This window comes from Haladaptatus sp. SPP-AMP-3, from assembly GCF_049568665.1.
GTDB classification, from domain to species: domain Archaea; phylum Halobacteriota; class Halobacteria; order Halobacteriales; family Haladaptataceae; genus Haladaptatus; species Haladaptatus paucihalophilus.
In genome coordinates this window covers 616636-629996 of record NZ_CP145897.1, presented here as the reverse complement: position 1 = coordinate 629996, position 13361 = coordinate 616636, and the positions used below count along the sequence as shown (strand labels likewise).

Below are 13361 nucleotides of genomic sequence, written 5' to 3'. Positions count from 1 at the left end.
ACGAGCGGCCGTGTCTCTGACCGTTTCTAGGTTTCAGGCACTTGCTCATCCCCGGTATTTGGGTCGATAGCCGATTTCCGCGGTCGTCTCAATGACCTATCGCTCCCTCCAGCCGCTCACCGGGAAACAGCGACCGGCAGGAGTGATAGGCAGGGTGAATTTTCACGACAAGCGTCCTCACCGTGAGCGAGCGTAGTGAGCGAACGGGCCGAGGAACCCCCGGCGGAGCGACTGAAAGGAGCGACTGAAGTGGGGTGACGCCGTGCTTTTGGCCCAGATTTTGCCAGGGAGGTAGGCCGAAACTGGCGCCGCACGGCGCCGGTTTCGGCTCCCGACCGCAGCAAAAGGTGGTTCTAGAGCGCGTAATCGTGCTCGCCGTTTTCGGTTTCGAGGAAGGCGGTGAGGAGGTCGATGGTCGCGGATACGTCGTCGCCGTTGGCGCTCTCGGTGACGGTGTGGAGGTAGCGCGTCGGGATGGAGATAGCGCCGACCGGTTTCGCACCGTAGGTGTTCTGGAAACCGGCGGTGTCGGTGCCTCCCGAGGGAAGCACTTCGAGTTGGTACGGGATGTCGCGCGCCTCGGCCAGCGACCGCATCCGACGGTGGACCTTCGGGGTGGTGACGACGCTCCCGTCCTTGAGTTTGATAGCGGTGCCGTCACCGAGGCTGGTCACGTAGTCCCGTTCGCGCTTCACGGCGGGAAAATCGTTTGCGACGGTGACGTCGAGGGCGACCGCGAGGTCGGGGTCCACGTCGACGCCGAGCGCGGTCGCACCGCGAAGGCCGATTTCCTCCTGCACCGTGGCACAGAAGTGGATGGTCGCGTCGGGGTTCTCGATTCGCTTTGTGGCCTCCAGCATGGCGAAGAGACAAACGCGGTCGTCGAGCGCCTTGCCGGAGACGTTCTCGCCGACTTTCGTCGTCGTCTGTTCCATCGTAACGATGTCGCCGACCGACACGCGCTCGGTCGCTTCGTCCGCCGGAAGCCCGAGGTCGACGTAGACGTCCTCGACGTCTTCTTCTCCCTCGTCGCCGTCCAACAGGTGCGGCGGTACCGAGCCGATAACGCCGGGTAGGTCACCGTCCTCGGTGTGGACGACGACGCGCTGTGCTCGCAACACGCGGGAATCCCAACCGCCGAGCGCGTCGAGCGAGACGAAACCGTCCTCGTTGACGTGCCGGACCATGAATCCGATTTCGTCCATATGGGCGGCGACGGCCACGTCGTAGTCCTCGGACCCTTCTATCGTCCCGATGACGTTCCCCATCGCGTCGGTGTGGAGTTCGTCCACTTCGCCCTCCAACTCCCGTCGAACGATGTCGCGGATTCGGTCCTCGTACCCCGCCGCACCGTTCGCCTCTGTCAGTTCGCACAAGAGTTCGAAATCGAAATCGAATGCCATACCGAATCTCGTTCCCATCTCCGTATAAACCTCTCTGAAGCGGTGAATAAACTCTCAACTTGTGTATCGTGGTTTCGGAACGTTTTTGCCGTTTACTCACACAGTGGCTGACATGGCTGACAAAGAAGCGGAATTCCGACAGCAGTTCCAGGACGCGTTCAAAGGTGCAGACTACCCCGTCAGCAACCCGATGGAACTCGTTCCGGCGCTGCCGAACGGTCCCGGCACGCGCTTCGAAGCGGGCGATACGAGCTTCACGGCGATGGAGCTCGCGACGAAGATGAACGACGCACAGGACTTCCCCTACGACGACGTTGACACCCTCGTCGATGATCTCATCGAAGGGCTGAAACAGAAGGACATGCTGTAACTACGATTCTTCTTCCTCGTCCGGCAACGCGACGAGCAGTACCTCCCACACGTCGTGTTGCTCGTTGAATCGGCTGTCTATCACCCGGTCGTTTTTCCCGAGCGGAATCGGCTGCTGTGGCTGTGATACTTCGAGCCACGTCAGCGTCGGCTCCGTAATTTCCATCTCGGCGATGTCCGCTATTTGCTCGGTTTCCGCCCCGTACTCACCCATTCGTCGTTCGTGACGTTCCATCGTAGACCCCGTGCCGGATACCACAGCCCGACACATAACTGTGCTGGCGACCGCCGCGGCGAGAACGAGTCGGTCGGACCGTCAGCGGTCGACGTCGGGGTTTTCGGGGACGTTGGTGCGCTGTCGCGAGTAGCGGGGATGGTCGTCCGCGTACACGTGGTCGAAGATGGCGTCGACGTCGTAGCCATCGTGCGCTTCGGCGGCCTCAACGGCTTCCGCGACCCGCGCTTTCGCCTCCTCACGGAGTTCGGCGTCGTCTTCGTCCGTCCAACCGTGTTCCGTTTCGAGGTACTCCCGAGTTCGGTCGAGCGGGTCCTTTTCGGCCCACGCATCGACTTCCGCGTCGTCGCGGTACTTCGTCGGGTCGTCGGTCGTGGTGTGCGCACCTTGCCGATACGTGACCGCTTCGATGAGTATCGGCTCGCCCTCCTTCGCGCGTTCGAGCGCGTCGGAGACGGTTCGATAGACGGCCAGCACGTCGTTACCGTCCACGCGAACCCCCTCGAAGCCGTAGGCCTGTGCTTTCTGGGCGATGGTGGCGCTCGCCGTCTGGCGCTCGCGCGGTACCGAAATCGCCCACTGATTGTTCTGACAGAAGAACACCGTCGGCGTCTCGAAGACGCCCGCGAAGTTCAGCGCCTCGTGGAAGTCGCCTTCGCTCGTCGCGCCGTCGCCGAAGCTGGCGAGGACGGCACAGTCGTCGTCCGTGTAGTTCGCTCCCATGCCGACGCCGACCGCGTGGGGCAGTTGGGTGGCGATGGGAATCGTCGGCGGAAACGTCCGGAGTCCGTCCGCATCCTCGCGGTCCACGTAGTTACCCGCTCCCGAGAGGTGGAGCAGGATGTCTCGCATCGCGTGCCCGCGGGTGATGTAAATTCCGTGGTCGCGATAGGTCGGGAAGCAGAAGTCGTCCGGCGAAAGCGCGTACGCCGCACCGACTTGCGCCGCTTCCTGCCCCTGCAATGGCGCGTAGGTCCCGATCCGCCCCTGTCGGTGGAGCGAGACGGCTTTTTCGTCGAATGTCCGTGCGAGTACCTGTAATCGGTACATGTTCTCCACGTCCGTCGGGGAGAGATTCACGTTCCCTTCGACACTACCGTCGAGTCCAACCACGCGCGCCATATCAGGTGCTTGTGAAGCCATATCTTGGAATCACCGACTGTCTATCGGTCAAACGGCATCATTCGTTATAAAGCATCGCCACACAAGGAATATTGGGATGAATAGATAGGTGGTTTAAGTATCCGAATTATAAATCGCCGAGGATTCTGCCGAAAGTGACGGAATAACCGACGATTTGTCAGGATATTACGTTTCGAAACATTTAGGCGACCCCTGAGAGATGTGTAGGCGTATGTCACAGTGGATCGGGCGAACGTTCACGAGCGATGCGGGATGGAACTTTCTGGAGACGATAGTCGATATCGGAAACCGAATGACCGGGAGCGACGGAGAACGGGAGGCCGCGGAAGAGACCCGCGACGCCCTCGCCGACGTTGGCGCGCGGAACGCCCGACTGGCGGAGTTCGACGTACAGGGCTGGACGCGGGGGTCCAGTTCCATCGAGGCTGGCGACACCACACAGGACTGTATCGCCCTGCCGCGCAGTCCCGACGGAAGCGCGGACGGCGAGTTAGTGAACCTCGGCTACGGACTTCCGGACGACTTCGAGAAGCACGATATCGAAGGGAAGGTCGTAATGGTCGCCTCGAACGTCCCGAGTTACTACGACCGGTTCATCCACCGACGAGAAAAGTACTACTACGCCGTCGAGGGCGGTGCGGCCGCCTTCGTCTTCCGCAACCACGTCGAGGGCTGTCTCCCCCCGACCGGCAGCGTCGGCACCGAGGAGGACCCCATCGGCGACATCCCCGCCGTCGGCGTCTCGAAGGAAGTCGGTGCCCGACTCGCCCGCCGCTGGGAGGGCGACGACGTGACGGTGACCGTCGATGCGGAGATAGACGACGCGACCAGCCAGAACGTCCACGCCGAACTCGGCCCGGACACCGAGCGGGAAGTGCTCGTCACCAGCCACATCGACGCCCACGACATCGCCGAGGGCGCGATGGACAACGGCGCGGGGACGGCCATGGTCGTCGAGATGGCGAACGCGCTCGCGGAGCGCGAGGACGAACTCGACACGAAGATTCACTTCGTCGCCTTCGGTGCCGAGGAAGTCGGACTCGACGGGTCGTCGCACATGGCCAGCGTCACCGACTTCGACGGCATCAAAGCCATCCTGAACAACGACGGCGTGGCCCGAGGACGGACGCTCACGTTCACCACACACGGGTTCGACGAACTGGACGACGCGGCCCACGAAGTCGCGGACCGGTACGGACACCCCATCTCGACGATTCCCGAACAGGGACCGCACAGCGACCACTGGCCGTTCGTCCAGTGGGGCGTCCCGGGCTATCACGTCATGAGCGAGACGGGCGACGAGGGCCGAGGCTGGGGACACACCTTCGCGGACACGCTGGACAAACTCGAAGTCCGCGACCTCCGCGAACAGGCCATCCTCCTCACCGAGTTGGCGGTGTACCTCGCGAGCGACGAGTTCGAGGTCGAACACAAAGCGCCCGAGGAGATCGCCGACGCGCTCGAAGCCGAGGACCAAGCGGCGGGGATGAAGGTCATCGGCGATTGGCCCTACGACGAGTAACCCGCGTCCGTTTCCGTCGCACGAGTTCACTCGGAGCGCGGTATCCTTTTCTGGTCGGGGTGAGACTGTTCCGATAATGACCGAACCACGCGACCACCATGGACGGAGGCCAGAATGCGTGTAGGCGTCGTACCGAGCGCCGACGCCGATTTTATCGAGGAAATCGAGGGTGCGCTCGGCGACGAAGCCGAATCGACGACGAGCGAGGACGCCGGGGCCGTCCTCGACGCGAACCCGACCGTCGTCGTCGCGGTCGGCGAGCAGGCAGTCACCAACCTCGTGCGCGCGGGCGCGTCGGTCCCCGTCCTGCCGGTCGATGCGGGACCGGGACTGGAGAGCGTCGCGCCGGACGACATCGAACCCGCCGTCGCGGACCTCCTCGCCGGGGAGTGGACGACGGTGGACAGACCGCTTCTCTCGGCGACGGTCGACGGCGAACGCGTCGCCGACGCGCTGTTCGATGCGACGCTGGTGACCAGCGAACCAGCCAGAATCTCGGAGTACAGCGTCCGCATCGCGGACGAGGAGGTTTCCCAGTTCCGTGCCGACGCCGTGGTCGTCGCCACGCCGACCGGGAGTTTGGGCTACGCGCACGACGCCGGTGGACCGGTCGTCGAACGAGGTTCCGGGGTCGTCTCCGTCGTTCCCGTCGCGCCGTTCGCCATCCACGTCGATAACTGGGTGCTCCGCGGCCCGGTGACGTTGGCCGTCGAACGCGACGAGGACGCGGTGGAACTCCTCGCCGACGACCGGTCGGTCCGTCCCGTCCGACCGCACGAACCGGTCGAAGTGGCGTTCGACGGGTCGATGGAACTCGTCAGCGTCGAATCAAGTCGGCGGTTTTTCGACGAGTGACCGAGCGGCCCAATTGGAAAGAATATAATACGCTGTCGCACTGAGTTTCGAGCATGCAACCCCTATCATTACTCGGACCGGTCGATGCGCTCGAACCGTACGCCGGGTTCGTCGTGTTCGGTCTCGTGTTGGTCAACATGCTGACGCGTATCCTCGCGTCCCGTAACTACGAGAAACAGGCAAAAGACGACGACCGCGAAACGCTGAGTCGCTGGATTCCCCACGAGGTCAGCAACATCCTGCTGGTCCTCTCGGCGTTTTACTTCCTGACGCTCCACCACCACGGTGGTATCGTCCTCTCGACGCTCGTCCTCGGTCTCGTCATCACCGACTTCTTCGAAGTGGAGGCCCGCTCGGTCGAACTGCGTCGTGGACTCCCGCTCGAAAAACCGAAAGCGGCCGTCTTGGCGTCCGTGCTCGTCCTCATGTACATCGGCTACGAGACGGTCTTCTTCATCATCAAGCCGATTTGGGACGCCGTTATCTGAAGCGGCTTCGTTCGGTTTTCCCTTTCTCGTCTCTCACATTCCGCTCCCGAGTGATGGGGTTTCGATTTTTCGAGGAGTCCGGTTTCGAGGCCGGACCTCGGCCGCAATCGGAAGGTCCGACGCGTTCCGATTGCGTGCCCGAACGGTACCCGCTCGAATGCCACTGAAACGGTAGACAAGATACTGAATACGGCGGAGAGAGTACTGAATATGGAAAATAGTACTGTAATACAACGAAAAGTACTGAATAGTACTAAAAAGCACTGTTAAATACTGAAATATACTACATCTTCGAACCGCTCGTTTCTATCGACGAGACACCACGCCGCGTTCGCGCCGCTCACGGCGTCACGAACGTCGAAAAAGACGGAAATCGCGTCGTGGAGTTCAGTCTTTGCGTTTCACCACGTCCCCGAGGGTGTAACTCCCGGTCGAACTGCCGCCGCTCCACTCCTCGTCGTCCGCCCCAGCGCTACCGACGGTGAGGCTGATGTCGAGTTTTTTCTCTAGTTTCCTTTGCACGCTGTCGCTCGGCAGGATGTCGCCGTGTTCGAGCTTGCTGATGAGGCTCGCCTTCTCGTTGAGTTCCTTGGCGAGGTCCTCTTGACTCAGACCGGTCGATTCGCGCGCGTTTCGAATTCGGTCGTCGTAATCCGGCGCGATTTCGTCCATGTCGTCGAACATGTCCCTCCGGCGCGAGCGCGACCCGCCGGATGACCCCGCACTGCCAGTGCTGGTGCTCGAATTGCCCGAAGACGAGGACGAAGACGTCGAATACTTGGTCGAGGTGGAGGAGGTCTGTTGTGTCTTGACTTCCGTGCCGAAGTCGGCACAGTTGTCACACACGTCGAGTTCCGCACCTTCGACCTTGATAGTCTTGGGAGACGCCGTTTCGGCACCGCACATCTCACACTGAACCATACTTGCTATTTACCGTCTCGACTCATAAATGGCACGCCACGTCAGGACAAGGCGCGCCACGAATAGTAAAATCGCTGGAGTGCCGTGATGTGCCCGACGACGGCGAACAGGGCGAGTAAAAGCACGACGAGCGAGTACCCGCCGACGGATTGGACGAACGCGGCCAGCGCACCGACGATGCCGATGAGCGCCAACCGGTCGGCCCGGCCGAGCAAACCGCCGTACACGCGGTCCAACCCGACGGCTTGGGCTTGCGTGCCGAGGTACGAGGTCATCAACACGCCCGTCACGGCGGCGAGTCCGAGCGCGAACCGGCCCAGTCCCGCCGCGAATCCCACGATGAGGATGATGTCGGCGTAGCGGTCGAGAACGTGGTCGAGCAGGTCGCCCGCGGGCGAGTCGGTGCCGAGTTCGCGTGCGAGCGCACCGTCGAGGATGTCGAGCCAGCCGTTCAGGAAGACGAGGACGGCACCGACGAGATACCAGACGGGTGCATCCGGGGCGACGTAAAACGCCGCTCCGGCACCGCCCGCGAGGACGAACGCGATGATACTCACCGCGTTGGGCGTCAATCCGAGGGTTGTCGATACCGAAACGAACGGTCGAAGCGCACGGTTGGCGACGGGACGAAGTTGGTCGAGCATTAGAGATACTCCAGATAATCGACGGTTCCGGCGGACGGTTCGCGCTCGCCCTCGATAACGGCCACGATATCCGACGCGACCGCGTCCGGCGCTCGGTCGGTCGTGTCGATTTCGTAGACCGACTCGGTGCCGTGTTCCCCGACCGACTCCGATAATATAACGTCGAGGGCTTCGCTCTCGGCGTTCTCCTCGGCCTTCGCGTCCGTCTCTCCGCGTTCGAGCAGTCGTTCGCGCAGCGCTTCGGGGTGACACCGGAGGACGACGACCTTCTCGGCGTCGAAGTGATGAGCGAGGTGCGAATCGACGAGCAGGTCGTCGCCGCCGTCGCCCTGTTCGTCCAACCACTGCCGAATCGCGTCGAAGTTCGCGTAGAGGCTCCCGCGCTCCTCGTCCGCTCCGTCGTGGAGTTCCTCCTCCCGAATCGCGTCGTTCAGGTGGACGGTTTCGAGGTCGGAATCGACCAGCTCCGTCGCGGTCGTCTTGCCCGTGCCGGGGGTACCGGTGACGGCGACCCTCACGAGGACAGCACCTCGTTGAGTTCGCGCACAGCGCGTCGGGTTTCGTCTTTCGTCCCACACGTGATGCGCACGCAGTCGGGAAGCCCGAAACTGGTGCAGTCCCGAAGGATGACGCCGCGTTCCTGGACCGCCTCGGCGACGGCGCTCGCGTCGCCGACCTCCGCGAGGACGAAGTTTCCGTGGCTCTCCCACGTCGGTGCGTCGAGGGTCTCGTAAATGTACTCGCGCGCCCACCGGGCCGTCCCGACGGATTTCTCGACGTGTTCGTCGTCCGTGAGCGCCGCGAGGCCGCCACGGCAGGCGAGTTCGCTGGCCGCGAAGGGCGTGTTCACGCATGCGTACGCGTCGGCCCACTCCTCGGGGACGACGGCGTAGCCGAGCCGGACGCCCGCGAGTCCGTACGCCTTGGAGAACGTGCGGAGGACCGCCACGTCATCGCGCACCGCGTGATTGCCAGACACACCGGCAGGTGTGTCGCTGTCGTCGCGCTCGGCGAGGAGCGAAACCGCGCTCGGTCCGTCGGCGTACTCGCCGTAGGCTTCGTCCACGAGGACGAGCGTTTCCTCGTCGGTCTCGTCGGCGATTTTCGTCACGGCGTCGAGCGAGAACCGGCCGCCCGACGGGTTGTGCGGGCTGGTCAGGTAGACGATTCGCTCGCCGTCGTACTGGGAGAGCACGGTGTCCGCGGTCAGCGAGAAGCCGTCCTCGGCGGAGAGGCGGTACTCGTTCACCTCGCCGTGGTGGTAGCGAGCGCTCATGCCGTAGTAGGCGAATCCGGGAGAGGGAACGAGGACGGTATCGCCCGGGTCGAGCATGGCGCGCGAGAGGTAATCGAGCGCGCCGTCGCCGCCGTTCGCCAGCCACACCTGTTCGGATTCGACGTTCCAGCGGTCGGCGAGCCGGGCGGTGAGGTCGGTGTGCGACGCTTTCGGGTACGTGCTCGCGTTCCCGGCCGCATCCCGGATTGCGTCCACCGCCGCCGGACTCGGCCCGAACGGGTTCTCGTTCGATGCGAGTTTCACGAGGTCGTCGGGGTCGGTGCCGAGTTCCCGAGCGACTTCTTCGATGCCCCGTCCGGCCTGATACGCGACGTGCGCGGAGAGGTCTCGTGGTTCCATGTCGGGAGGTGTCACCGACCGGTCTTAAGCGTGGCCACCCGCGGCCAGCACGACTAAACGATTTCCGACCGACTCATCCGTGAGGTACAATGACACACCATCGGCATCGTGAGCGCCAACGGGGTCGAGAGAGCGAACGGGAACCCCAACGGTACGGCGGTCCGTGGAAGCAGGGACAAGAACGGGGACGACAGTCGGACCACCAGCGACGATACGGGTCGAAACCGAACCGTCGGCAAGGCGGTCGGGGGGAGCAACACGGAGAACGTCGATACCAGCAGCGAGAGCAAAAAGAACGACGCTACGGTCGCCAGCGTCGGGGACGGCGACAGCGTGAGTTCGAACGGCACCGAGGGAGAGGCGAACGACGAGGTGAAATCGAACGGCAACGAGGCGGGTCCGAACGACGGCTGAGCGACGTCGAGCGAACCGTAATCCGCGGCGGGAGACTGGAACGACGACAGCGACAGGAGCGCCTACAACGGGAACGGCGGTACGGAAAACGGCGACAGGAAGGTGAACGCCAGCGGCGACACGGCGGGTCGCACCGGTCGGAACAGCAACGCTCGCCGACGGAGGAGCGATATCGACACCCCACCGGGCGACGACGGCAACCGCACGAACAGCAACAACGGGGACGACAGCCACGACAATCGGAACATCAGCCACGACAATCGGAACATCAGCCACGACAGTCGGAACACCAGCCAGGACAGGGACAACGACGACAACAGGAACGCCAGCAACGGCTCCAAAGACAACTGCAGGAGCGGTAAGAGCGGTCGGAACGACAGGAGCGATTCGGGTCACCGCCGTCGAAACTGTCCTTGCGTTTTCAGCCAGAGTCCTCATACCGGCGACCGATGTAGCGCCGGTGGCATGATTCTCGACACGACCGCCGACGGAGGAACGCGATGACGCATATCGGCTACACCATTTCGAGCGAGGAGCACGGGCCGAACGAACTGGTCGACCACGCGGTTCGCGCAGAGCGGGCAGGATTCGAGTTCGCGTCCATCTCCGACCACTACCATCCGTGGATAAGCCAACAGGGGAACGCCCCGTTCGTCTGGTCCACGCTGGGCGGGGTCGCACGGGCGACGGACGACCTGCCGGTCGGGGTGGGGGTGAACTGCCCCATCATGCGGATGCATCCGGCCATCGTCGCACAGGCCGCCGCCACCGCCGCGACGATGTTCGAGGGCGATTTCTTCCTCGGCGTCGGGACGGGCGAGCGACTGAACGAACACGTCACCGGCGAGCACTGGCCCGAACACGCGGTTCGAACGGAGATGCTCGAAGAAGCCGTCGAGATAATCCGCAAACTGTGGCAGGGCGGCCAGCAGAGCTACTACGGCGACCACTTCACGGTCGAGAACGCGCGCCTCTACACGCTCCCCGAGGACCCACCGGACATCATCGTCTCCGCCTACGGGAAGCGGGCGGCGCAAGCCGCCGCGGAACTCGGAGACGGTTTCTGGAGCGTCGGTCCGCAGGACACGGTGGAAACGTGGGAAGAGGCCGGAGGCGAGGGACCGCGGTATAGTCAGATGACCGTCTGTTACGCGGAGGACGAGGAGGACGCCATCGACACGGCCCACGAGTGGTGGCCGAACAGCGCGCTCGCGGGCGAACTCAACTCGCAACTGCCGACGCCGACCCACTTCGAACAGGCGTGTGAAATGGTCACCCGCGAGGACATCGCCGAGGGGAGCATCGTGACCGACCCCGACCCGGAGACGCACATCGAGAATGTAGAGCAGTTCGCCGACGCGGGCTACGACCACGTGTACGTCCACCAAATCGGCCCCGACCAAGAGTCGTTCTTCCGGTTTTACGAGGAGGAAGTGCTCCCCGAGGTCGAATGAGCGAAGCCAGCGGACTCGAACAGGCGCGAACGGGAAGGACAACCCTCAAGGTTTAGGTGTGCCTAATCTCGTTCGAAATGGACTTAACGCGCCGGGACGCGCTGTCCGCCCTCGCCGCGAGCGGCGTCGCCGTCGTCGGCGGGGCGGCGTTGGTCGAATCCGACGTGTTGGAGTTCGGCGACGACGGGAAAGAGTCCGCGCTGGCGGCACACGACATCGACACGCTCGTCGCGGTCGCGCGGGTCGTGTTCCCCTCCGAGGTGACCGGAATCCGGGAGTTCGTGACGACCTATGCCGTCGGCCGCACCGAGGACCGCCCGACCTATCGGCGGGGGACGGCCGCCGCGATTTCGACCCTCGACACCTACGCGACCGAGTGGTACGACGGGACGTTCGTCGAACTCGACCGAGAGACGCAGGATACCCTCCTCGACGAGATGGGTGTGGCGACCGCGCATCCCGACCCGAACGGGTCCGACGCGGCGCGGGTCCGGTACTACCTCGTCAACGACGTCCTCTTCGCGCTGTTCACCTCGCCGACCGGCGGGAAACTCGTCGGCACCGAGAATCCACGAGGGTACCCCGGCGGCCTCGACGGCTACCGAGGTGGTGGGGAGTGACCGACCGAACCCCCTCCGAGCGCGCCGACGTCTGTGTCATCGGCGCGGGTCCGGCGGGCGCGTTGGTCGCCCACACGCTCGCACGGCAGGGCCACGACGTCGTCGTCCTCGAAGCGGGCGAGCGATTCGAATTCGAGGACCGAAAGCGTCGGATGGAGCGAGCGATTCGCCCCGGCGACGACGACCGCTCGGTCTGGAACATGGGCGGGCCGCGGGACGCCTACACCTCGACCGGCGAGCGGTTCTATCCGCTGAACCGCGCCCGCGTCAAGGGGGTCGGCGGCAGCACGCTCCACTGGCAGGGGATGGTCATGCGCCTGCACGAATCCGATTTCGACGCGTGGCCAATCAGCTACGACGACCTTCGACCGTACTACGCCCGCGCCGAGTCGCAACTCGGGGTCGCGGGTGCGGACGACAACCCCTTCGCGCCGCCGCGCGAGGAGCCGTTTCCCCTGCCCTCGTTCCGTCCCTCGCACAGCGATTCCATCTTCGCCGACGCGTGCGAGTCGCTCGGCGTCGCCACGCACTCTGTCCCGAACGCTCGCAACTCCGAACCGCACGACGGACGAAGCGAGTGCGTCGGCTACGGCACCTGCAAACCGGTCTGTCCCTCCGGCGCGAAGTACAGCGCCGACGTCCACGTGCGGAAGGCCGAGGCGGAAGGCGCGCGCGTCATCGACCGCGCGGCGGTTCAACGCCTCGAACACGACGACGCGGGAAAGCGCATCGAAGCCGCGGTGTACGTCGCGCCGGACGACGAGAACGGGGGAACGGGAAGCGTCGAACACCGACAGGAGGCCCGCGAGTTCGTCCTCGCCGGTGGCGGCGTCGAGATTCCCCGCCTGCTTCTCCTCTCGAAATCGACGCGGTATCCCGACGGATTGGCGAACGCCAGCGGCGCGGTCGGCCGCTACTTCATGGACCACCTGTACGCGGGGATGGGCGGACGAATCGACCGGCGCACCCGCCAGCACCGCGTCGGCTTCATCACCAGCGAGTGCCACCAATTCTACGAGGACCCCGCGCGGGGAACGAAGGGAATTCCGGCGGCCGACGACATCGAGTTCGACCGCCTGAAACTCGAATTCTCGAACTACGCGGGACCCACGCCGGTCGGCCTCGCCCTCGGCGGGAACGAGTGGGGCGACGACCTGCTTTCGACCATCCGCGAGGAGTACGGCAATTCGGTCGGCATGGGGGCGCTCGCCGGTCAGAAACCGCGAAAGGGCAACCGAATCGCGCTCGATTCCGGGACGACCGACGACCACGGCAACCCGGTTCCGCGGATTCACTGGCGAGTCGACGAGCGAACGAACGCGACGCTCCGCCGGGCGAACGAGATTCAGCGGGCCATCCTCGACGAACTCGGCGCGAAGGTGACGTGGCGCGTCGGCCCCGAAAACACCGGCCCGGCGTTTCACCACATGGGGACGACCCGGATGGGAACCGACCCGAAAGCGAGCGTTGTGAACGCTCGCCTTCGCACCCACGACCTGCAGAACTGCACCATCGCGTCGAGCAGCGTCTTCGTCACCAGCGGGGCGATGAACCCCACTCTCACCATCGCGGCCCTCTCGTTGAAGGCCGCGGACCACGTTCACGAGCGGCTGTGAACCGTCCGGAGCCGTGAACCGTCCGCGAGCGACTGCGAGGT

16 protein-coding genes are annotated in these 13361 nt (G+C 64.2%); 9 read left to right on the top strand and 7 right to left on the bottom strand.

The annotated features are described in order from the left end of the window. Positions 1-353: 353 nt before the first annotated feature. Positions 354-1403, bottom strand: coding sequence for a M42 family metallopeptidase (locus tag V5735_RS03790; protein ID WP_423745155.1), 1050 nt, complete (start codon positions 1401-1403; stop codon positions 354-356). 112 nt (positions 1404-1515) lie between these two features. Here V5735_RS03790 and V5735_RS03785 point away from each other — a divergent pair, with 112 nt between their 5' ends. After that, a complete protein-coding gene (locus V5735_RS03785) occupies positions 1516-1773 on the top strand; it encodes an MTH865 family protein (protein ID WP_423745154.1) in 258 nt (85 codons plus the stop codon). On the opposite strand, the gene V5735_RS03780 is transcribed toward V5735_RS03785, so the two are convergent. Together V5735_RS03780 and pdhA are read right to left on the bottom strand one after the other, a co-directional pair. After that, the gene (locus tag V5735_RS03780; protein WP_254663510.1) at positions 1774-2007 is read right to left on the bottom strand and encodes a hypothetical protein; all 234 of its coding nucleotides are present in this window, start codon (positions 2005-2007) and stop codon (positions 1774-1776) included. 81 nt (positions 2008-2088) lie between these two features. Then, positions 2089-3150 (bottom strand): pyruvate dehydrogenase (acetyl-transferring) E1 component subunit alpha, encoded by a 1062-nt coding sequence (gene pdhA, locus V5735_RS03775; protein WP_423745153.1) that lies wholly within the window; start codon positions 3148-3150, stop codon positions 2089-2091. A 211-nt stretch (positions 3151-3361) separates the two neighbouring features. On the opposite strand from pdhA, the gene V5735_RS03770 reads away from it, so the two are divergent. The 3 genes from V5735_RS03770 to V5735_RS03760 all read left to right on the top strand — a co-directional run bounded on the left by V5735_RS03770 (position 3362) and on the right by V5735_RS03760 (position 6015). Further along, a complete protein-coding gene (locus tag V5735_RS03770; RefSeq protein WP_423745152.1) occupies positions 3362-4672 on the top strand; it encodes a M28 family peptidase in 1311 nt (436 codons plus the stop codon). A 114-nt stretch (positions 4673-4786) separates the two neighbouring features. Beyond that, a complete protein-coding gene (locus V5735_RS03765) occupies positions 4787-5527 on the top strand; it encodes an ATP-NAD kinase (RefSeq protein WP_423745151.1) in 741 nt (246 codons plus the stop codon). Positions 5528-5580: 53 nt separating this feature from the next. After that, positions 5581-6015, top strand: a complete 435-nt coding sequence (locus V5735_RS03760; protein ID WP_007979135.1) for a DUF7313 family protein — start codon at positions 5581-5583, stop codon at positions 6013-6015. 387 nt (positions 6016-6402) lie between these two features. On the opposite strand, the gene V5735_RS03755 is transcribed toward V5735_RS03760, so the two are convergent. From V5735_RS03755 to hisC, 4 genes are read right to left on the bottom strand one after another with little or no spacing between them, the layout of a single operon-like run. After that, positions 6403-6936: a multiprotein bridging factor aMBF1 gene (locus tag V5735_RS03755; protein ID WP_007979134.1), complete on the bottom strand. Its 534-nt coding sequence runs from the start codon at positions 6934-6936 to the stop codon at positions 6403-6405. Between the two features lie 41 nt (positions 6937-6977). Then, on the bottom strand, positions 6978-7580 hold the full coding sequence (locus V5735_RS03750; protein WP_423745150.1) for a CDP-alcohol phosphatidyltransferase family protein: 603 nt from the start codon (positions 7578-7580) through the stop codon (positions 6978-6980). After that, positions 7580-8098, bottom strand: a complete 519-nt coding sequence (locus tag V5735_RS03745) for an adenylate kinase family protein (RefSeq protein WP_423745149.1) — start codon at positions 8096-8098, stop codon at positions 7580-7582. Before V5735_RS03745 ends, V5735_RS03750 begins: the two co-directional genes overlap by 1 nt. Further along, the gene (gene hisC, locus V5735_RS03740; RefSeq protein ID WP_423745148.1) at positions 8095-9216 is read right to left on the bottom strand and encodes a histidinol-phosphate transaminase; all 1122 of its coding nucleotides are present in this window, start codon (positions 9214-9216) and stop codon (positions 8095-8097) included. Before hisC ends, V5735_RS03745 begins: the two co-directional genes overlap by 4 nt. A gap of 108 nt (positions 9217-9324) precedes the next feature. Here hisC and V5735_RS03735 point away from each other — a divergent pair, with 108 nt between their 5' ends. The 5 genes from V5735_RS03735 (at position 9325) to V5735_RS03715 (ending at position 13320) form a co-directional block, all read left to right on the top strand. Next, positions 9325-9630, top strand: a complete 306-nt coding sequence (locus V5735_RS03735) for a hypothetical protein (RefSeq protein WP_423745147.1) — start codon at positions 9325-9327, stop codon at positions 9628-9630. A 102-nt stretch (positions 9631-9732) separates the two neighbouring features. Beyond that, entirely contained in the window at positions 9733-10134 is a 402-nt protein-coding gene (locus tag V5735_RS03730) for a hypothetical protein (protein WP_423745146.1), read from the top strand. Beyond that, a complete protein-coding gene (locus V5735_RS03725; RefSeq protein WP_423745145.1) occupies positions 10131-11084 on the top strand; it encodes a TIGR03557 family F420-dependent LLM class oxidoreductase in 954 nt (317 codons plus the stop codon). The genes V5735_RS03730 and V5735_RS03725 overlap by 4 nt, the downstream gene beginning before the upstream one ends. Positions 11085-11161: 77 nt before the next feature. Next, positions 11162-11704, top strand: a complete 543-nt coding sequence (locus tag V5735_RS03720) for a gluconate 2-dehydrogenase subunit 3 family protein (RefSeq protein ID WP_423745144.1) — start codon at positions 11162-11164, stop codon at positions 11702-11704. After that, complete coding sequence (locus V5735_RS03715) at positions 11701-13320, top strand: GMC family oxidoreductase (RefSeq protein ID WP_423745143.1); 1620 nt, start codon at positions 11701-11703, stop codon at positions 13318-13320. The genes V5735_RS03720 and V5735_RS03715 overlap by 4 nt, the downstream gene beginning before the upstream one ends. Positions 13321-13361 lie beyond the last annotated feature (41 nt).